Here is an 18682-nt window from a genome sequence, read left to right as displayed (position 1 = left end):
GCGCGGACCCGGCTGCGCCGTGCGTGCCGCCGCGCCCGCCTCAGCCCGCCGCGCGGGCCGCCGCGATCCGGGCCACGGCCGCGGCCACCAGCTCGGCGTTGGAGCGGGCCGGGCGGCCGTCCGGCAGCAGCAGGACGTCGGCCACTCCGATCCGGGTGCCCAGGCCCCGTTCCACGGCCACCCGCAGCACCGGCCAGGCCCCGCCCTCCCGCCCGTGCAGCAGTACCGGCCTGCCGTGGGCGGCGCCCAGGGAGCACAGCAGCCGGCGCGCGGCCGCCGGGGCCGCGTCCGGGTCCGGCTCGCCGACCTCGGCCACCACGCGCAGCACCCGCCACGCCACCGGGGCGCGCAGGAAGGCGAGGGGCGCGGCGGTTCCGGCCCGCACCACCGCCTCCACCGGCACCCCGCGGGCCAGCAGGGCTCCGGCCAGGAACGCGGCACCGGGCTCCGCGAAGTCCACCGCGGCGCGGTCCGGCAGCACCTGCCAGCCGGTCACGCGGGACATCCGCTCCCGCAGGCCCGGCTCGGCCGGCACGCTCACCGGTACCCCGACGGGTACCCCTGCGGCCTCCCGGACCGCGGCCACCCAGGGGCCGACCACGCGGGGGGACAGGCTGGTCCGGCCGCACGGGGTCCGCGGGTGGATCTGGACCTCGGTGGCGCCGGCCGCGACGGCGAGGGCGGCGGCCTCGGCCAGTGCCTGCGGGGACTGCGGTACGGGGTGGCCGTGGGCGGCCGGGCGGGTTCCGTTGAGGCACACCTGTACGAGGTCCGACGCGTCTGCGGCGTCTTGCACGCCTGTCACCACCGTCCTGTTCGCTGCCGTTGCGCCGCGCCTCAGGCTTGCGGCCCGCCGTTCGTTGACGGGGCTCCGCCCCGGGCCCCGCGCCTCAAACGCCGGCGGGGCTGGATGCGGCCCGTCGCCTCGTGTGGTTTCGGGGCTCCGCCCCGGACCTCGCGCGTCAGGCGCCGGCGGGGCCGGATCCGGCCTGTTGCCGGGTGGGGCGTGCGGTGGGGGTGTCATGGGGTGTCCGTCAGGGCGCGGCGGGGGACCACGATGCCGCAGCGCCTGCAGAGCGGGTCGGTCCAGGGTTCCGCCGTGCGCAGCTCCGCCTCGCCGCAGACCGGGCAGGCGTTTCCGGGGGCGTCCGCCTCCAGGGCCCGTACCAGGCGCCGCAGCACGTCGGGCAGGGCGCCGTCGGGGCGTACGCCGGGGTCCGCGCAGGGGACCACCGCGGGCTCGCCGTGCCAGGCCCAGTCGGGACGCCGCAGCCCGTGGTGCTTCTCCCGCCTGCGCCGTTCGGCGAACTGCCGCTCGTACGCCAGCCAGACCCCGCGGGCCTCCTCCAGCTCCTCCAGGGCGGCCACCAGCCGGAGCGGATCGGCCCCGCGGTCGTCGGGCCCGATGCCGTGCCGGTCGCACAGGTGCCACCACGTCGCCCGGTGCCCGTACGGGGCGAAGCGCTCCAGGCAGCGGCGCAGCGAATGGCGCCGCAGGGCCCGGTCGTTGCGGGCGTCGCGCACCTGGCCGGCCAGACTCCGGAATCCTGCCATCGCACCGCCACCTCCCGGGCACGAACATGCCCGGCGCGGTGCGGGAGCATGCGGGTCCGGCGGGGCGCCCGGGAGGCACCGGCGGGATCTCAGCGCCCGAAGCGCCCCGCGGTGACCACCACCCGCGCAAGCGCCTCGTGGCAGATGTCGCTGTGCGCCCCCGAGGGCGCCCCTCCGCGCCGGACCACCTCCGCCGCGTCCACACTGGCGCAGCCCGTACGGGGCAGCCCCAGGCGCAGGGCCTCGTCCAGGGTGAGCCGCACCGCCCCCGGAACCGCCTGGATCCCGTCGTGGCCGATGGCGCCCCAGCGGGGGTCGGAGGCGGTGAAGCCGGCGGAGTCCCGGGCCAGCCGCGAGGCCAGCGGGTAGAACACGCCGAGCGCCGAGTCGTACCGCGAGTAGCAGGACACCACCGGACCGTCCACCCGGGCGTGCAGTCCGCCCAGATGCCCCGCCCGCCGCCGCTCGTGGGGCAGCGATTCGGTGAACGCGTAGTGGGAGAAGGCCCCCTGAAGCAGGGTCAGCGACTTGACCGTGCGCACCTCCGGAGCGAGGCCGCGCAGGGCGCAGGACACCAGCCGGGCCCCGAAGCTGTGCCCGACCAGGTGCACCCGCAGTGCGGGGCGGGACCGCGCGAGCTGCCCGAGGACCGGCCCGAGCCCGTGCTCGCCGATGTGCCCGGCGCGCTTCTTCATCGTGTAGTACGTGGCCTGCCGCAGCAGCTCCTTGCCGCCGTTCCACAGGGTCCGCAGCCCGCCGGTCAGCGAGGCCGGGGCCGCGCCGCCCAGCGCCGCGCCGCTCTCGGCGAGCGCCTGGGTGAGGTCCGCGCACACCCCGAGCGTGTCCGCCCCGAAGATCGCCGGTACGGACTCCCCGGCCGCCGCGGTGTCCGCACCCGCGGTGCCCGCGGCGCCCGCGGTGCTGCCGCTGACGGCAGGGCTGCCAGGACTGCTGGTGCCGCCGGTGGTGTCCAGGGTGCCGAACGGGCCTACCGCGGCTGGCTGTACGGTCGGAAGGCCGGCCAAAATCCGCACCAGAGCGCCGAATTCCTCGAAGGCCGACGCCGACTCCGGTCGCTGAGCGAGGAGTTCGGCCACCCGGTCGAGCTCCGCCTCCCGGTCCGGCCAGAAGACCCCCAGCGCGGCCCGCGTCTGCGCGTCGAGCGCGGCGGCCGCCCCCGGGTCCGCCGCCCGGCCGCGCCCCGAGCGGGGCTGCACCGCGGCCGGCGGGTCGAAGTCCGGGATGGGCTCGTCGGAGAAGCGCATCGAGGGCCACACCACCCCCGCGTACGCGAGCCGCACCGAAGGTCCGGCGAGCGCCGGGAACGGTGCGAAGAACCGGTCGTAGAGCCGGGTCGCGACGGAGCGGTCGCTGTTCCAGCCGTGCGAGAAGAGGACGAGGTCGGTCGCGTCCGTGCGCAGCAGCGCTGCGCGCTGGGCGGCGTCCGGATCCCCGTCCGCGTCGAAGGTCACTTCCGTGTAAGGTCCCACGCCCACACCCGACATGACGTCCGTCCCCCTCCGCGCCGAGCCGTGCACCGGAGTCCTCAGCATCCCGCTGCGGCCGCGGCCCGGCCAGACGTCTGACAAGGGAACACCCGCGCGGCCCGTCGCCGTCCGGCGTGGTTTCGGGGCGCTGCCCCGGACCCCGGTCCTCGATCGCCGGACGGGCTCGGTTTCACCCGGCCCGGGCGCCGACTGCGGGCCGGACGCTGCGGGGGCGCAGTCGAGCCCCACCGGCGTGTGCGGCGCGGGGCCGGGGCGGAGCTGCGAACCGGTCACGCGTACAGCAGGTACCGCTCCCGCGTCGTGCGGAACCGCTCCAGCCCCGGCAGCCAGTCCGCCGCCACCTCCCACGGCTCCGCCCCCGCATCGATCAGCGTGCGCACCCGGTCCGACCCGGTCAGCTTGTCGATCCAGCGGTCCGGCCGCCAGGCGAAGCCGGGCCAGGTGCGGCGGGCGGTCACGAGCAGGCCGATCCCCGTGAGCACCGGGTCGTACGCCTCCCGGTCGTGCACCAGCAGCCGCACCCCGCCCACGGCCTTGTCCTTGAACTTCGAGAACACCGGGGTGAAATGGGCCTCGCGCACCCAGACCCCCGGCAGCCCCAGCGCGTCCGCGGCCTCCGCCCACCGCCGGTCCACCCCTTCCGCCCCCAGGAGTTCGAAGGGCCGCGTGGTGCCGCGCCCCTCGGACAGGTTCGTGCCCTCGAACAGGCAGGTCCCCGGGTAGACGAGGGCGGTGTCGGGCGTGGGCATGTTCGGGCTCGGCTGCACCCACGGCAGCCCGGTCCCGTCGAAATACAGGTCCCGCCGCCACCCCGCCATCCGTACGACGTCCAGCGCGGGCCCGCCCCGGAGGAACTCGCCGCGGAACAGCCCGGCCAGCTCGCCCGCGGTCATCCCGTGCCGCAGCGCGATGGGGACCCGTCCCACGAAGGTCGCCCAGGCCGGCTCCAGCACCGGCCCCTCGGCCCGCCGCCCGCCCAGCGGGTTGGGCCGGTCCAGCACCACCACCCGCAGCCCGGCCGCAGCGGCCGCCTCCATGCAGTCGTACAGGGTCCAGACGTAGGTGTAGAAGCGGGCGCCCACGTCCTGGATGTCGAAGAGGACCGTGTCCACCCCGGCGGCCGTGAACACGTCCGCGAGCCGCCGCCCGCTCAGCCCGAACACGTCGTACACCGGCAGCCCGGTGGCCGGGTCCCGGGCCGCACCCTCGGAGGCGCCCGCCTGCGCGGTGCCCCGGAAGCCGTGCTCCGGGCCGAACACCGCGACCAGGTCCACCCGCCGGTCCGCGTGCATCACGTCCACCACGTGGCGGCCGTCGGCGGTGATCCCGGTGGGGTTGGTGACGACGCCCACCCGGCAGCCGGCCAGCTCCGCGTACCCGGAGGCCGCGAGCCGGGCGAACCCGGTCCGCACCGGCCCGCCCGTCCGCACCGGCCCGCCCGTCCGCACCGGCCCGCCCGTCCGCACCGGAGCCCCCGTCCGCGCCACCGCCCCCGCCGCACCCCCGCTCCCCGCCGCCGCGCCCGCGGCCCCCGTCAGTGCCAGCAGTCCGCGTCGCGTCAGCGTCATGGCGGACACCGTACGCAGGGCGGAGCTGCGCCACCGGCCCGCGCGGCCGGACCGGGCCGGACGGCGGCCGGTTCCACCCCTTCCGGGGGTACATACCGACTGGTTAGTCTGCCGCTGGTCCGGCCGGCACGCGGCCGGCCCCGGCAGAGAGGCGGATCCCATGGCAGCCGCAGGCGCGTACGAGGGGCAGGGCGTGGTCGTGACCGGAGCGGGCGGCGGCATCGGGGCCGCGCTGGCCCGCCGGTTCGCCGCCGAGGGCGCCCGCGTCCTCGTGAACGACATCGATCCCGCCAAGGCGGCCGCCGTGGCCGCGGAGCTCGGCGAACGGGCCCAGGCCCTGCCCGGCGACGCCTCCGAAGTCGCCGACCGGGCCCGTGAGGCCCTCGGCGGCGCCGTCGACGTCTACTGCGCCAACGCAGGACTCGCCTCGCCGGGCGACGCCTTCGCCCCCGAGGAGGTCTGGGAGGCCGCCTGGGACACCAACGTCATGGCCCACGTGCGCGCCGCCCGCGCCCTGCTGCCGCACTGGCTGGAGCGCGGCCGCGGCCGGTTCGTCAGCACCGTCTCCGCCGCCGGGCTGCTCACCATGATCGGCGCGGCCCCCTACAGCGTGACCAAGCACGGGGCCCTCGCGTTCGCCGAATGGCTCTCGCTGACCTACCGCCACCGCGGCATCGACGTCCACGCCATCTGCCCCCAGGGCGTGCGCACGGACATGCTGGCCGCTGCCGGAAGCGCCGGGGAACTCGTGCTCGCCCCCACCGCCATCGGCCCCGAGGCGGTGGCCGACGCCCTGTTCGAGGGCATGGCCAAGGGCACCTTCCTGATCCTCCCGCACCCGGAGGCCGCCGCCTACTACGCGACCCGGGCGACGGACCCCGACCGGTGGCTGGGCAGTATGAACCATCTGCAGCAGAAGTGGGAGAACGGATGACAGACCCCGACGGCACCCCGGAGCCGGCCGCCCGGCCCGGCACCCCCAGCGGGTCCCCGTACGCGGCCAGGCCCTGGCTGGACCGGCTCAGCGAGGCCCAGAAGGCCCCGCTCGACCCGCCCCCGAGCGTGCTGCACGCCTTCCGGGAGGCCGTCCGGCGGGCCCCCGGCCGCACCGCGCTCGCCTACTTCGACGGCCGTCTCGACTACGCCGAGACCGACGCACTGACCGACTCGCTCGCCGGGCACCTCGCCGCCCGCGGGGTGCGCCCCGGCGACCGGGTGGCCGTCATGCTGCAGAACACCCCGCACTTCGTGCTCGCCGTCCTCGCCGCGTGGAAGGCGGGCGCGATCGCCGTCCCGCTCAACCCGATGTACCGGGCCGCCGAGGTCGCCCACGTCCTGCACGACGCCGGGCCGGCCGCCCTGGTCTGCACCGACACGGCCTGGGAGGAGTACCTCCGCGACACCGCCGCCGCGGGCCCGCCCCTGCGCACCGTCCTGACCACCACCACCCGCGAGCTCCAGACCCGCGACGACCCGCGCGTCTTCCCCGGCCCGCGCCCCGCCCCCGCCGCCGGAAGCGCCCCCGGCACGCCCGCCCCGGACCCCCGCACCGCGCGCGCCGCCTCCGGCACCCCGGCCTCCGGCACCCCCGCCCCCGAGGACCTGCTCGCCGCCGCCCGCCGCGGGCACCCCGCACCCGCCGTCCCCGCGCCCGCACCCGCCGACACCGCACTGCTCGCCTACACCTCCGGCACCAGCGGCACCCCCAAGGGGGCCATGAACCCGCACGGGGCGCTCACGTACAACGCCGAGCGCCAGCGCGTCACCCACGGCCTGCCCGAGGGGTCCGGCTACTTCGCCCTCGCCCCGCTGTTCCACATCACCGGCATGGCCTGCGAGCTGGCCGCCTGCTTCGTGAACGCCGGCACCCTCGTCCTCGCCCACCGCTTCCACGCCGCGGTGGTCCTCGACGCCTTCCTCGAACACCGCCCCGCGTACGCCATCGGCCCCGCCACCGCGTACACGGCCCTGGCCGCGCACCCGGACACCACCCGCGAGCACTTCGCCTCCTTCCGGGTCCTGACCTCCGGCGGCGCCCCCGTGCCCCCCGCCCTCGTCAACCGGCTGCGCGCCGAGTACGGCTTCCACCTGCGCAACGGCTACGGGCTGACCGAGACCACCGCCACCCTCGCCTCCGAACCGCTGCACCTGCGCGCCCCCGTGGACCCCGCCTCCGGCACCCTCTCCGTGGGCGTGCCCGGCCCCGACGCCCTCGTGCGCATCGTGGACGGCCGCGGCGCCGAGGTGCCCCTCGGCGAGCCGGGCGAGATCGTCGTGCGCGGTCCGCAGGTGGTGCCCGGCTACTGGCGGCTGCCGGAGGCCACCGGGGCCGCCTTCCCCGGCGGCGAACTGCGCACCGGCGACATCGGCTTCATGGACCGCGAGGGCTGGCTGTACGTGGTGGACCGCAAGAAGGACGTCATCATCGCCTCCGGCTTCAAGGTCTGGCCGCGCGAGGTCGAGGACGTGCTCTACGCCCACCCCGCCGTCCGCGAGGCCGCCGCCGTCGGCGTCCCGCACCCCTACCGCGGCGAGACCGTCAAGGCGTACGTGAGCCTGCGCCCCGGCGCCTCCGCGGGCCCCGGCGAGCTCGTCGCGCACTGCGCCGCGCGGCTGGCCGCGTACAAGTACCCGCGCGAGGTGGAGGTCCTGCCCGCACTGCCCAAGACCACGAGTGGGAAGATCCTGCGGCGGGAACTGCGCGACCGCGGCTGAAACCCGGCCTCGTGCAGCAACCCCCACGGCCCCACCGGCCGGCGGCCCCAGCGCCCCCGGCGGCCACCCAGCAACCCGGAAAGGCGGCGGACCAGCCCATGACCTCGGACCCGAGCGCGGACGCGACCCCGTACCCGGCGGCGGACGGCGGGGCGGAGCTCCCCGTCCCGCAGCGGCTGATGGCCGCCGCCACCCGGCTCTTCGCCGAACGCGGCTACGACCGCACCTCCGTCCAGGAGATCGTCGAGGCCGCAGGCGTGACCAAGGGCGCGCTCTACCACTACTTCGGCTCGAAGGACGACCTGCTCCACGAGGTGTACGCGCGCATGCTGCGCCTCCAGCAGGAGCGGCTCGACGCCATCGCCGGCTCCGGGGGACCGGTCGAGGAGCGGCTGCGCGCCGCGGCCGCCGACGTGGTGGTGACCACCATCGAGAACCTCGACGACGCGATGATCTTCTTCCGGTCGATGCACCAGCTCAGCCCGGAGAAGAACAAGCAGGTCCGGGCGGAGCGCCGGCGCTACCACGAGCGGTTCCGGGCCCTGGTCGAAGAGGGCCAGCGCAGCGGGGTGTTCTCCACCGCCACCCCCGCCGACCTGGTCGTGGACTACCACTTCGGCTCCGTGCACCATCTGGCCACCTGGTACCGGGCGGACGGGGAGCTGAGCCCGCAGCAGGTGGCCGGCCACCTCGCCGACCTCCTGCTGCGCGCCCTGCGCCCGTAGCGGCGCGCCGGGGCGGTCGGGCCCGCCGCCCGCGGGGCCCGCCCCCGGCGCCCGGTCCGCTACCGCGCCGTGTGCCGGGCCAGCTCCCGCCGGGCCAGCGACCGCTGGTGGACCTCGTCCGGCCCGTCCGCGAGCCGCAGGGTGCGCGCCGCCGCCCACAGCTCCGCGAGCGGGAAGTCCTGGCTCACTCCGCCCGCGCCGTGCAGCTGCACCGCCTGGTCGAGGATCCCCACCACCGCGCGCGGGGTGGCGATCTTGATCGCCTGGATCTCGGTGTGCGCCCCGCGGTTGCCGACCGTGTCCATCAGCCAGGCCGTCTTGAGCACGAGCAGCCGCAGCTGCTCCACCGTGACCCGGGCGTCCGCGATCCAGTTCTGTACGACGCCCTGCGCGGCCAGCGGCTTCCCGAACGCGGTACGGGACACCGCCCGGCGGCACATCAGCTCGATCGCCCGCTCCGCCATGCCGATCAGCCGCATGCAGTGGTGGATCCGGCCGGGCCCCAGCCGCGCCTGGGCGATCGCGAAACCGCCGCCCTCCTCGCCGACCAGGTTCGCGGCGGGCACCCGTACCCCGTCGAAGACCACCTCGGCGTGCCCGCCGTGGGAGTGGTCCTCGTACCCGTACACCGACATCGCCCGCCGCACCTCGACCCCCGGGGCGTCGCGCGGGACCAGCACCATCGACTGCTGCCGGCGCGGGTCGGCCCCCTGCGGATCGGTCTTGCCCATCACGATGAAGACCCGGCAGTCCGGGTTCATCGCCCCCGAGATGTACCACTTGCGGCCGGTGACCACGTACGAGGAGCCGTCCGCGGAGCGCTCGATGCGGGTCTCCACGTTCGTGGCGTCCGAGGAGGCCACCTCCGGCTCGGTCATCGCGAAGGCCGAGCGGATCTCCCCGGCCAGCAGCGGCTCCAGCCACTGCTTCTGCTGCTCCGGGGTGCCGAACTCGGCCAGCAGCTCCATGTTCCCGGTGTCGGGGGCCGCGCAGTTGAGGGCGGTCGGCGCCAGCTGCGGGCTGCGGCCGGTGATCTCGGCGAGCGGGGCGTACTGGAGGTTGGTCAGCCCCGCGCCGTGCACCGGGTCCGGCAGGAAGAGGTTCCACAGCCCCTGCCGCCGGGCCTCCGCCTTGAGGTCCGCCACCACCGCGGGGGTGTCCCACGGGGAGGCGAGCGCCGCCCGCTGCGCGGCCGCCACGGGCTCGGCGGGGTACACGTACGCGTCCATGAAGGCGAGCAGCCGCTCCCGCAGCTCCTCGGTGCGCGCGTCGAATGCGAAGTCCACGGTGGTTCCCTCAGCCTTCCTGAAGAGTGGTCAGGCCGTGCCCGATGAAGACGGGGACCAGCTCGCCGATCCGGTCGAATCCCGCGCCCACGGTCTGGCCCAGCGTGTAGCGGTAGTGGATGCCCTCCAGGATCACGGCGAGCTTGAACCAGGCGAACGCCGTGTACCAGGCGATCTCCCCGGTGTCCCGCCCCGACCGGGCCGCATAGCGCTCGACCAGCTCGGCCGGTGCCGGATGCCCGGGGGCTGCACTGGTCGTGCTCACGGGGGAGTCCCCGAGCCCCAGGTCGGAGCTGTACATCACCAGCAGGCCCAGGTCGGTCAGCGGATCGCCGAGCGTGGACATCTCCCAGTCCAGGACCGCCCGGATGCCGTCGTCGGGGCCGATGAGCACGTTGTCGAGGCGGAAGTCGCCGTGCACCACGGCCGGGGCGGGGGAGGCGGGCAGGGCCCGTCCCAGTGCCCCGTGCAGCTCGTCGATCCCCGGCAGCTCCCGGCCGCGGGAGGCGTCGAGCTGCTTGCCCCAGCGGCGCAGCTGGCGGTCGAGGAAGCCCTCGGGCCGCCCGAAGTCCGCCAGCCCCACCGCCTGCGGGTCCACCGCGTGCAGCGCCACGAGCGTGTCGACCAGCCCGAGCACGGCCTGCCGGGTGCGCTCCGGGCCGATGGCGGCCAGCTGCTGCGCCGTCCGGTACGGGACCCCCTCGACGAACTCCATCACGTAGAACGGGGCACCGAGCACCGTCTCGTCCTCGCACAGCAGCAGCGGCTCCGGCACCGGCACCGCCGTCCCGTGCAGGGCGCCGACCACCCGGTGCTCGCGGGCCATGTCGTGGGCGGTGGCCAGGACGTGCCCGAGCGGCGGACGGCGCACCACCCAGCGGGACGCGCCGTCGGTGACCTCGTACGTGAGGTTGGACCGGCCGCCCTCGATCAGCCGGGCGGTCAGCGGCCCGGCGGTCAGCCCGGGCCGCTCGCGCTCCAGGTGGGCGCGCAGCCGGGCCGGGTCCAGGCCCCGCGGGGCGGCGGCGGCCGGGGTCGCTGACGTCATGGTGCGTACCTCCGTACGGGCGGGCGGGTCGCGTACGGGGCCATCATGCCGACCAGTCGGTATGCCGTCCAGAGGGGGCGCCGGGAGAGGCCGGAACGCACCCCCCGGCCCCGCCCGGCCGGGGCTCACGCGTGGCAGGCCACCGGCGTGCCGCCGTTCATGACGGCCATGTCCGACAGCACCGGCACCAGGTCCAGCGGGGCGCCGCCCGGCACCCCGTCCAGTTCCGCGTACGCCCGGTGCAGGTTGGCGACCAGCCGCTCGCTCTCCCGCCAGGCGGCGAATTCGCCGAGATCCGCCTGCTGCGCCGTCTCCAGCGGGCTGAGCCCCTTGGCCCGGCCGTCCTCCGCGAGCTCCAGGACGTGGCGCAGGTACCGCTCGGTGGCGTCGTACGCGGAGGGGTCGGTCAGCGGCCCGTGCCCGGGGACCACGGTCTGCGCGTCCAGCCCGCGCAGCAGGTTCAGGGCCGCGAGCGAACCGGCCAGCGAGCCCATCGGAACGAATGGCGTGCCGCCGGCGAAGACCAGGTCGCCGGTGAACACCACGCCCTGGCGGGGCAGCCACACCACCGAGTCCCCGGTGGTGTGCGCCGTTCCCGGGTGCAGCACCTGCACCTCGGTCTCCCCGAGGTGCAGGGTCATCCGGTCCGTGTACGTGAGGGCGGGCGGGGTGATGCGGATGTCGCCGAACGCGGTCTGCGGCCAGATCAGGTGGAGCTGGTGGCCCGCGTCCAGCTGCTCGGTGCGGCAGTTCTCGTGCCCGATGACGGTGGCCCCGGGCGTGAACACGCAGTTGCCGTAGGTGTGGTCGCCGTGGTGGTGGGTGTTCACGATCAGGTCCGGCTGCGGGACCCCGGCCGCCGCCACGGCCTCGCGCAGCAGCCGGGCCCGCCGCTCGGTCGCCGCCGTGTCCACCAGCAGGGTGCGCCCGCCGTCGCTGACGAAGCCCGCGTTGTTCAGGCACCAGCCGCCGTCGGGCTGGACGTACGCGTGCACTTCGGGCGTCAACTGGACGGTGTACGGCTCTTCGACGGCCATGCGGTCTCCCCGGGTCGCTGCGGCTGGCCCCTGCATCCTGCCAGCCGCCGCGGGGCCCGGGGAGGGCGCCCCCGCGGGCCGCGGGCGGTCGGTGCGCCGACCGTCAGTGGTCGTCCCAGTGGCCGTCGTGCCGTGCGTGCCGGTGGCCGTCGTGCAGGTAGTCGACGTGGTCCCCGTGGGGCACGGACGCGTGGCCGCAGCCCTCGCCGTGCGCGTGCTCGTGGCCGTCGTGCGCCACGTGCCCGGACGGCTCGCACTCGTCCCAGTGCCCGGAGTGCTCGCGGTGCAGGTGCCCGTCGTGCGCGTAGTCGACGTGGTCGCCGTGGGCCACCTGCGGATGGCCGCAGTCCGGTCCGTGCGCGTGGTCGTGGGCGGTGTGCTCGTCGTGCAGAGTGGTCATGGCGGCGAGGCTAGCCCCGGTTGCCCGGGTATCGCCTGTTGTGCGGGCGCGTCCCCGCCATCCGGACCGTCCCGTCAGCCGACCGTCGCATCAGCCGACCGTCGCATGAGTCACCCGGCCCGGGGGCCGGCGGGCCCGCCTCCCGCCCCCCCCGCGCGAAGCCCGTTCGGCCGCCAGGCCGTCCGTCAGAGGACGAGCGCCACCGCCATCCCGGCCAGCGCCACCGTGCACACCGCCCCCGCCAGGGCCGCCCGCGGGGCCAGCACCGGCGGCCGGGCCGCCGCCAGCTCCCGGATCCGCCGATGCGCCACGGCGAGGAAGACCAGCCACAGCAGGGCGGTCAGCGCCGTGCCGGCGAGGTGCACCGGGGTGCCCGTCCCGCGCGCGGCCTGCTTGACCGCCAGCACCGCCACGGCCGTGCACGTCAGCGTGGTACGCCGCCACGCCAGCCGGGTCCGCTCCGGCTGGAGCCCCGGGTCCCGGTCCCCGCCGACGCCGTCCGCGCCCGCCGCCGGGCCGGTCACTTGGGATCGGTCCAGCCGAAGAGCACCACCAGCACCATCGCCGCGGCGACCAGTCCCACCCCCAGGCTCAGCACCACCGGGAACCGCGAGACGGGCAGGTCCTCGCCCCGCCGCATGGCCCGCTCGCAGCGCACCCAGTGGTTCACCGCCCGCAGCGAGCACAGCGCGCCCACCGCCAGCAGGGCCAGCGCCATCCCCACCCGGACCCCCCACCGCAGGTCCGGCAGGAACTGGTCCACCGCGAAACCGCCGCCGACCAGCGCGAGGGCCGTCCTGATCCAGGCCAGGAAGGTCCGCTCGTTGGCGAGGGAGAACCGGTAGTCGGGCGTACCGCCCTCGTCCCGCAGCCGCCGCGGTGCGAACCAGAGCCGTACGTCCCTCACGAAGTCGATCACCCGGGCAATCTACTGGCCCGCTTCCGCCCCGGCCCGGAAGGCCCTCAGCCGCCGGTACGCCTCCAGCCCGTCCGGCACCCACTCCCGGTCCCCGAGCCGTTCGCGCAGCTCCGCCTCCTCCTCGAAGGCGTACCAGTCCACCTCCGAGACCTGCGGGGACACCGGCAGCTCGCACCGCACCTCGTGCACGTACGACCACCAGGCCCCGCCCTCGCCCTCGTACAGGAACTTGAACAGCGGGACCGGCTGCGGGAGGCCGCTCACCCCGAGCTCCTCCTCCGCCTCGCGCAGGGCGGCCTCCGGGTAGCCTTCCCCGGCGCCCAGCACCCCGCCCACGAACATGTCGTACCGGGAGGGGAACACCAGCTTCGAAGCCGTCCGGCGGTGCACGAAGACCCGCCCCCGCCCGTCCCGCACCAGCACGAACACGCACCGGTGCAGCAGCCCCCGGGCGTACACCTCCCCGCGCCTGGCCTGCCCGGTCACCCGGTCCTCGCGGTCCACCACGTCCAGCACCTCGTCGGCAGCACTCATGCGGATCATCCAACCACCGGTGTTGACGGGTTACCGCCGCGTAGCCAGGATCTGTCCCACCCACCGACGAAGGACGGCAGACGCATGGCGTACGACGCAGACGTGATCGTGATCGGAGCCGGGCTGGCAGGGCTCGCGGCCACCGCGGAACTCGTGGACGCGGGCCGCAAGGTGATCCTGCTCGACCAGGAGCCCGAGCAGTCGCTCGGCGGCCAGGCCCACTGGTCCTTCGGCGGCCTGTTCTTCGTCGACTCGCCCGAACAGCGCCGGATGCGGATCAAGGACAGCCGCGAACTCGCCCTCCAGGACTGGCACGGCACCGCCGGCTTCGACCGCGAGGAGGACGCCTGGGGACGCCGCTGGGCGGAGGCGTACGTGGACTTCGCCGCGGGCGAGAAGCGGCCCTGGCTGTACGCCCAGGGGGTGCGCTTCTTCCCCGTGGTCGGCTGGGCCGAGCGCGGCGGCTACGACGCCAACGGGCACGGCAACTCCGTGCCGCGCTTCCACATCACCTGGGGCACCGGGCCCGGCCTGGTGGAGCCGTTCGCCCGCCGGGTGCGGATCGGGGCGGCCCGCGGGCTCGTGCAGCTGAAGTTCCGCCACCGGGTCACCGGCCTCTCCCGCAGTGCGGGCGCCGTGGACACCGTCACCGGCGAGGTGCTGGCCCCCTCCACCGCCGCCCGCGGCACCGCGAGCAGCCGGGAGGCGGTCGGCTCCTTCGAGCTGCGCGCCCAGGCCGTGGTCATCGCCTCGGGCGGCATCGGCGGCAACCACGACCTCGTCCGCAAGCAGTGGCCGGCCCGGCTGGGCACCCCGCCGGCCCGGATGCTGTCCGGGGTCCCCGCCCACGTGGACGGGCTGATGCTCGGCATCGCCGAGGCGGCCGGCGCCCGGCACGTCAACCGCGACCGGATGTGGCACTACACCGAGGGCATCGAGAACTGGGACCCGATCTGGGCCCGGCACGGCATCCGGATCCTGCCCGGACCGTCCTCCCTCTGGCTCGACGCCACCGGCCGCCGCCTGCCCGTACCGCTGTTCCCGGGCTTCGACACCCTCGGCACCCTCGACCACATCATGAAGACCGGCCACGACCACACCTGGTTCGTGCTCGACCAGCGCATCATCGGCAAGGAGTTCGGGCTCTCCGGCTCCGAGCAGAACCCCGACCTCACCGGCCGCTCGGTCCGCGACGTCATCAACCGGGCCCGGGCCGAAGTGCCCGGCCCCGTCAGGGCGTTCATGGACAAGGGAGTGGACTTCGTGGTCGAGCGGAACCTGTCCGCCCTGGTCCGCGGCATGAACGCGATCACCAAGGAGGACCTGCTCGACGAGGAGACCGTACGCCGGGAGATCACCGCCCGGGACCGCGAGATCGCCAACCCCTTCACCAAGGACCTCCAGGTCACCGCGATCCACGGGGCCCGCCGCTACCTCGGGGACCGGCTCATCCGCACCGCCGCCCCGCACCGCATCCTCGACCCGGCGGCCGGCCCGCTGATCGCCGTACGGCTGTCCATCCTGACCCGCAAGTCCCTCGGCGGGCTGGAGACCGACCTCGACTCCCGGGTCCTCGCCGAGGGCGGGGAACCGCTGCCCGGGGTGTACGCGGCGGGGGAGGCCGCCGGGTTCGGCGGCGGCGGGGTGCACGGCTACCGCGCGCTGGAGGGCACCTTCCTCGGCGGCTGCCTCTTCTCCGGCCGCACCGCGGGCCGCGCGGCGGCCCGGGCCACGGCCTGACGGAAGCGGAAGGCGGGCGGGGCGGGCGGGCCGAGGCCGGACGGCCCGGGACGGACGGCCGGGGGCGGCGGCCCGGGACGGCGGCCCGGGACGGCGGGCCGGGGCGGCCCGGGGCCCCACCGCCCCTCAGCCCCGCCCGCCGTCCAGCCGCTCGACCACCCGGTACCGCTCCGCCACGACCAGCGTGTCGTCGGACACCGTGAAATCCGGGTCCCCGAGTGCCTCCCGGAGCTCCGCGCCGTGCCAGAACTCCTCGTGCCCGGCGCGCCATTCGGCCACCGAGGCGTAGCCCTCGCCCTCGTCCAGCGCGTGCTGCAGGCCGACCTCGGCCAGCCGCAGCACCTCCACCTCCGTGACCTCGACCACCGCCACCGGCCGCTCGTCCGAGTCCAGCACCACGGCCCGGTCCCCGGGCCGCGGCAGCGCCTCCCGCTCCGCCTCGTACTCGGCGACCAGCCCGGTGGTGCTGGTCTTCGCCCCGCTCAGCGTGGCGGCCACCAGCCGGTCGCGCAGCGGCCCGGGGAAGCCCAGCAGGAACGGCGGAAGTCCGCGATCAGCGCTCATGGCGCCAGTGTAGGCACCGGGCCCGCGGGGGAGCGGGCCCGGCCGCCGTACCAACTCGACCCGGACCCGCATCAGTTGAAAACGCGCCAGGCCCTGGCTCAGACCTTGACGTGGAGCTGTGCCTACCGCTTTGCTGTGCGTGATCATCCGGATGCCGTCCGCCGTCGCCGCCGCCATCCGCCCCGTGTACCGCGTCCTGGAGGGAAGTTCCGCGGATGTCCCCGCCTCCGCCGCCTCTCGGCCGCACCCGCAAGAAGGACGCACAGCTCTTCGACCCCGCCCTGTGCGACACCGAACTCGTCGAAGTCCGAGCCCAGTTCACCCAGGGCCGGTGGTCCCGGGTGCGCTCCCTGCTCGTCGCGACCGGCGACGACTGGGACCGCCGCGGGCACCGCGCCGTCGTCCTCGCCCAGACCCCGGCCGCCACCGCCTGGGCCCGTGAATGGCTCCTCGCCGAACCCGACAGCGCCGACGCCGCCACCCTGCTGGCCTGCGCCCAGGTCTTCGCCGCCCTGCGCCGCAAGGGCTCCGCCGAGGACGCCGAACGGGCCTGCCGCACCGCCGCCGCGCGGATCCCCGCGGACCCCACCCCCTGGCTCGCGCTGCTCCACCTCACCGGCGCGTTCGGCACCACCGAGGAGTTCAGCCGCACCTTCGACCAGGTCCGCGCCCGGCACCGGGAGCACCACCACGCCCACCACATGATGGTCGCCCGCCTCGCCGAGAACGCCCCCGCCGACGGCCACGACCCGCTCCACGAGGTCTACGACTTCGCCTCCTGGGCCGCCGAGGAGTCCCCCGCCGACTCCCCGCTCGCCGTCCTCCCGGTCATCGCCCACGCCGAGCGCTACCGCGTCCTCGCCACCGGGGGCCGGGCCCCCGACCCGGCCGAGCACTGGTCCGGCCGCCGCGCCCGCCAGGTCCTGCGCTCCGCCTTCGACTGGTGGCTCGAATGGGAGCGCGAGGACCACCCGCGCAACCGCATCGACCTCAACTTCCTGGCCCACGCCAAACTCTGCGAGGGCCGCCCCGCCGAGGCCGCCGCCCTGTTCCACCGCATCGGCCGCCACGCCACCCGGGCCCCCTGGTCGTACCCGGACCGGGACCCGCACAAGGCCTTCCTCGCCGCGCGCACCGCCGCGCTCGGCACCGCCTGACCGCCGGCACCCCCGCCGCAGAACCCCCGAAAGGACACCCGCCATGACGTCGGGCAGATCCGGCACGCTCAACGGTGCCGCCGAGATACGCACCTACAAGGGCCAGGACCGCGCCCTGCGCGCCGGCCGCCTCGGCACCGCCGGCCTCCTCCTCTCCGTGCTCGCCGCCAGCGCCCCGCTGATGGTCGTCGCCGGAGTGATGCCGACCACCTTCGGCGTCATGGGCATCGTCGGACAGCCCCTGCTGTTCGTCATCCTCGGCGCCGTCCTCGCGCTCTTCAGCGTCGGCTACGCCGAGATGAGCCGCCACGTCCACAACGCGGGCGCCTTCTACGCGTACATCGCGCGCGGCCTCGGCCCCACGGCCGGCGCGGGGGCCTCCTTCGTCGCCCTCGTCGCCTACAGCGCCATGCAGGTCGGCGTCTACGGCATCCTCGGCTTCGAGGTCTCCGGTCTGTGCGCCACCTACCTCGACGCCGAGGTGGCCTGGTGGGTGCCGGCCCTGCTGGCCGTCGCCCTCACCGGCATCCTGGGCTGGCTCAAGATCGACCTGAACGCCCGGGTCCTCGGGGTCCTCCTGCTCATCGAGTGCGCCCTCGTCGTGGTCTTCGACATCGCCGCCCTGGCCGACCCCGGCCCGGAAGGCCTGTCCCTGCACGCCTTCGACCCCGGAACCCTCGGCGGGGCCGGCCTCGGCACCGCCCTGTGCTTCTGCATCGCCGCCTTCGTCGGCTTCGAGCAGTCCCCGGTGTACGCCGAGGAGACCAGCCGGCCGCACATCGTCGTCTCCCGGGTGATGTTCCTCGCCGTCGGCTTCGCCGCCCTCTTCTTCGCCCTCAGCTCCTGGGCCCTGACCGTGGCCACCGGACCCGCCTCGGTCGTCGGGGAGGCCGCGAAGGCCGGACCCGGGCTCCTCTTCGGCCTCACCGAGGCCCGCCTGGGCACCGCCTTCACCGACATCCTGCACGTCCTGTTCGTGACCGGCATGTTCGCCGCCATGCTCAGCTTCCACAACGTGGTCGCCCGGTACGCCTTCGCCATGGGCCGCGAGGGCCTGCTCCCGGCCGCCTTCGGCCGCACCAGCCCCACCAGCGGCGCCCCGGCCACCGGCTCCCTGCTCCAGACCGCGGTCTCGGTCCTCGTCGTGGCCGCCTTCGCGGTCACCGACGACAAGCCGGCCGGCGACCCCACCACCCCGGTCCTGCACCTGCTGACCTGGATGGGCAACCTCGGCGCCCTGGGCATCATCCTGCTCATGGCCACGGCCTCGTTCGCCGTCATCGCCTTCTTCGTCCGCCGGGGAGCCGCGGCCGCCCAGATCTGGCGGCTGCTCGCCGCCGGCCTGGCCGGCCTCGCGCTGCTCGGCATCGCCGTCTACACCGTCAAGGACTTCGACGTACTCGTCGGCGCGGGACCCGGCTCCCCGCTGAACTGGATCCTCCCCGGCACCGTCCTGGCCGCGGCCGTGGTCGGCCTGGTCCACGGCGCGGTCCTGCGCCGTACGAACCCGGCGGCGCACGCCCGCATCGGCCTGGGCAACGAGGCCTTCCGCCTGGACCAGGCCGCCGAGGACCGGGCCGCCGAGGAGGCCGCCGCCCCGCGGACGTAGGCCCGCCGCGCACGGACCCACGGCCCCGGCTCCCCCGCCCGCGGGGGAGCCGGGGCCCTTTCGCACCCTTCGGCCGCCCTTGGGCCCCACCGCAGCGGAACTCCCGGTTTTGGCCGATCCACCCCCTCATGGTCTCCTTGGCCGATACATCCGTCCCCGGGCCGGCCGGCCCGCGGGGCACCGGGCCACCGCCGGGGGGATCCCCGGCAGTGCGGAGGGGGGGGGGGGGGCCCCCCGCCCCCCCCCAAAGGGACAACCCAGACCTCCTCTCTCCCCCCACAGATTCCCGCTCCCCCCACCAAAACGCTCTCCATCAGT

General features: G+C 75.7%; 18 protein-coding genes. 6 read left to right on the top strand and 12 right to left on the bottom strand.

Annotated elements, in window-relative coordinates; all coding sequences use genetic code 11:
* Positions 1–40: 40 nt before the first annotated feature.
* The 4 genes from ACZ407_RS11095 to ACZ407_RS11080 form a co-directional block, all read right to left on the bottom strand.
* On the bottom strand, positions 41–796 hold the full coding sequence (locus ACZ407_RS11095; RefSeq protein ID WP_468127429.1) for a 3-keto-5-aminohexanoate cleavage protein: 756 nt from the start codon (positions 794–796) through the stop codon (positions 41–43).
* A gap of 224 nt (positions 797–1020) precedes the next feature.
* The gene (locus ACZ407_RS11090; protein WP_468127427.1) at positions 1021–1554 is read right to left on the bottom strand and encodes a hypothetical protein; all 534 of its coding nucleotides are present in this window, start codon (positions 1552–1554) and stop codon (positions 1021–1023) included.
* 89 nt (positions 1555–1643) lie between these two features.
* Positions 1644–3044 (bottom strand): serine-threonine protein kinase, encoded by a 1401-nt coding sequence (locus ACZ407_RS11085; RefSeq protein ID WP_468127425.1) that lies wholly within the window; start codon positions 3042–3044, stop codon positions 1644–1646.
* 287 nt (positions 3045–3331) lie between these two features.
* Positions 3332–4630, bottom strand: a complete 1299-nt coding sequence (locus ACZ407_RS11080) for an exo-beta-N-acetylmuramidase NamZ family protein (protein WP_468127423.1) — start codon at positions 4628–4630, stop codon at positions 3332–3334.
* A gap of 160 nt (positions 4631–4790) precedes the next feature.
* On the opposite strand from ACZ407_RS11080, the gene ACZ407_RS11075 reads away from it, so the two are divergent.
* From ACZ407_RS11075 to ACZ407_RS11065, 3 genes are all read left to right on the top strand, one after another.
* Positions 4791–5564, top strand: coding sequence for an SDR family oxidoreductase (locus ACZ407_RS11075; RefSeq protein ID WP_468127422.1), 774 nt, complete (start codon positions 4791–4793; stop codon positions 5562–5564).
* Positions 5561–7345, top strand: coding sequence for a class I adenylate-forming enzyme family protein (locus ACZ407_RS11070; RefSeq protein WP_468127421.1), 1785 nt, complete (start codon positions 5561–5563; stop codon positions 7343–7345). Before ACZ407_RS11075 ends, ACZ407_RS11070 begins: the two co-directional genes overlap by 4 nt.
* A gap of 98 nt (positions 7346–7443) precedes the next feature.
* Positions 7444–8070, top strand: coding sequence for a TetR/AcrR family transcriptional regulator (locus tag ACZ407_RS11065; protein ID WP_468127419.1), 627 nt, complete (start codon positions 7444–7446; stop codon positions 8068–8070).
* A gap of 59 nt (positions 8071–8129) precedes the next feature.
* Here ACZ407_RS11065 and ACZ407_RS11060 read toward each other — a convergent pair whose 3' ends face one another.
* The 7 genes from ACZ407_RS11060 to ACZ407_RS11030 all read right to left on the bottom strand — a co-directional run bounded on the left by ACZ407_RS11060 (position 8130) and on the right by ACZ407_RS11030 (position 13294).
* A complete protein-coding gene (locus tag ACZ407_RS11060) occupies positions 8130–9356 on the bottom strand; it encodes an acyl-CoA dehydrogenase family protein (protein ID WP_468127417.1) in 1227 nt (408 codons plus the stop codon).
* Between the two features lie 10 nt (positions 9357–9366).
* Positions 9367–10404, bottom strand: a complete 1038-nt coding sequence (locus tag ACZ407_RS11055; RefSeq protein WP_468127415.1) for a phosphotransferase family protein — start codon at positions 10402–10404, stop codon at positions 9367–9369.
* A gap of 125 nt (positions 10405–10529) precedes the next feature.
* Positions 10530–11441, bottom strand: a complete 912-nt coding sequence (locus ACZ407_RS11050) for an MBL fold metallo-hydrolase (RefSeq protein ID WP_468127414.1) — start codon at positions 11439–11441, stop codon at positions 10530–10532.
* 103 nt (positions 11442–11544) lie between these two features.
* A complete protein-coding gene (locus ACZ407_RS11045; RefSeq protein ID WP_468127412.1) occupies positions 11545–11841 on the bottom strand; it encodes a hypothetical protein in 297 nt (98 codons plus the stop codon).
* Between the two features lie 185 nt (positions 11842–12026).
* A complete protein-coding gene (locus ACZ407_RS11040; protein ID WP_468127411.1) occupies positions 12027–12365 on the bottom strand; it encodes a DUF202 domain-containing protein in 339 nt (112 codons plus the stop codon).
* Positions 12362–12760 carry a YidH family protein gene (locus ACZ407_RS11035; RefSeq protein ID WP_468127409.1) on the bottom strand — a complete coding sequence of 133 codons (399 nt, stop codon included), beginning with the start codon at positions 12758–12760 and terminating at the stop codon, positions 12362–12364. The genes ACZ407_RS11040 and ACZ407_RS11035 overlap by 4 nt, the downstream gene beginning before the upstream one ends.
* Before the next feature lie 9 nt (positions 12761–12769).
* Positions 12770–13294: an NUDIX domain-containing protein gene (locus ACZ407_RS11030; protein ID WP_468127407.1), complete on the bottom strand. Its 525-nt coding sequence runs from the start codon at positions 13292–13294 to the stop codon at positions 12770–12772.
* 84 nt (positions 13295–13378) lie between these two features.
* Between ACZ407_RS11030 and ACZ407_RS11025 the strand changes: the two genes are divergently transcribed.
* Positions 13379–15034, top strand: a complete 1656-nt coding sequence (locus ACZ407_RS11025; protein WP_468127405.1) for an FAD-binding dehydrogenase — start codon at positions 13379–13381, stop codon at positions 15032–15034.
* A 126-nt stretch (positions 15035–15160) separates the two neighbouring features.
* On the opposite strand, the gene ACZ407_RS11020 is transcribed toward ACZ407_RS11025, so the two are convergent.
* A complete protein-coding gene (locus ACZ407_RS11020; protein ID WP_468127403.1) occupies positions 15161–15598 on the bottom strand; it encodes an ASCH domain-containing protein in 438 nt (145 codons plus the stop codon).
* A gap of 215 nt (positions 15599–15813) precedes the next feature.
* Between ACZ407_RS11020 and ACZ407_RS11015 the strand changes: the two genes are divergently transcribed.
* Together ACZ407_RS11015 and ACZ407_RS11010 are read left to right on the top strand one after the other, a co-directional pair.
* Complete coding sequence (locus tag ACZ407_RS11015) at positions 15814–16755, top strand: hypothetical protein (protein WP_468127401.1); 942 nt, start codon at positions 15814–15816, stop codon at positions 16753–16755.
* A gap of 43 nt (positions 16756–16798) precedes the next feature.
* Entirely contained in the window at positions 16799–18364 is a 1566-nt protein-coding gene (locus tag ACZ407_RS11010; protein ID WP_468127399.1) for an APC family permease, read from the top strand.
* The last annotated feature ends 318 nt before the right edge of the window (positions 18365–18682 follow it).

Source organism: Streptomyces sp. NPDC030809 (genome assembly GCF_055572195.1).
This window is presented reverse-complemented; position numbering and strand designations above follow the sequence as displayed.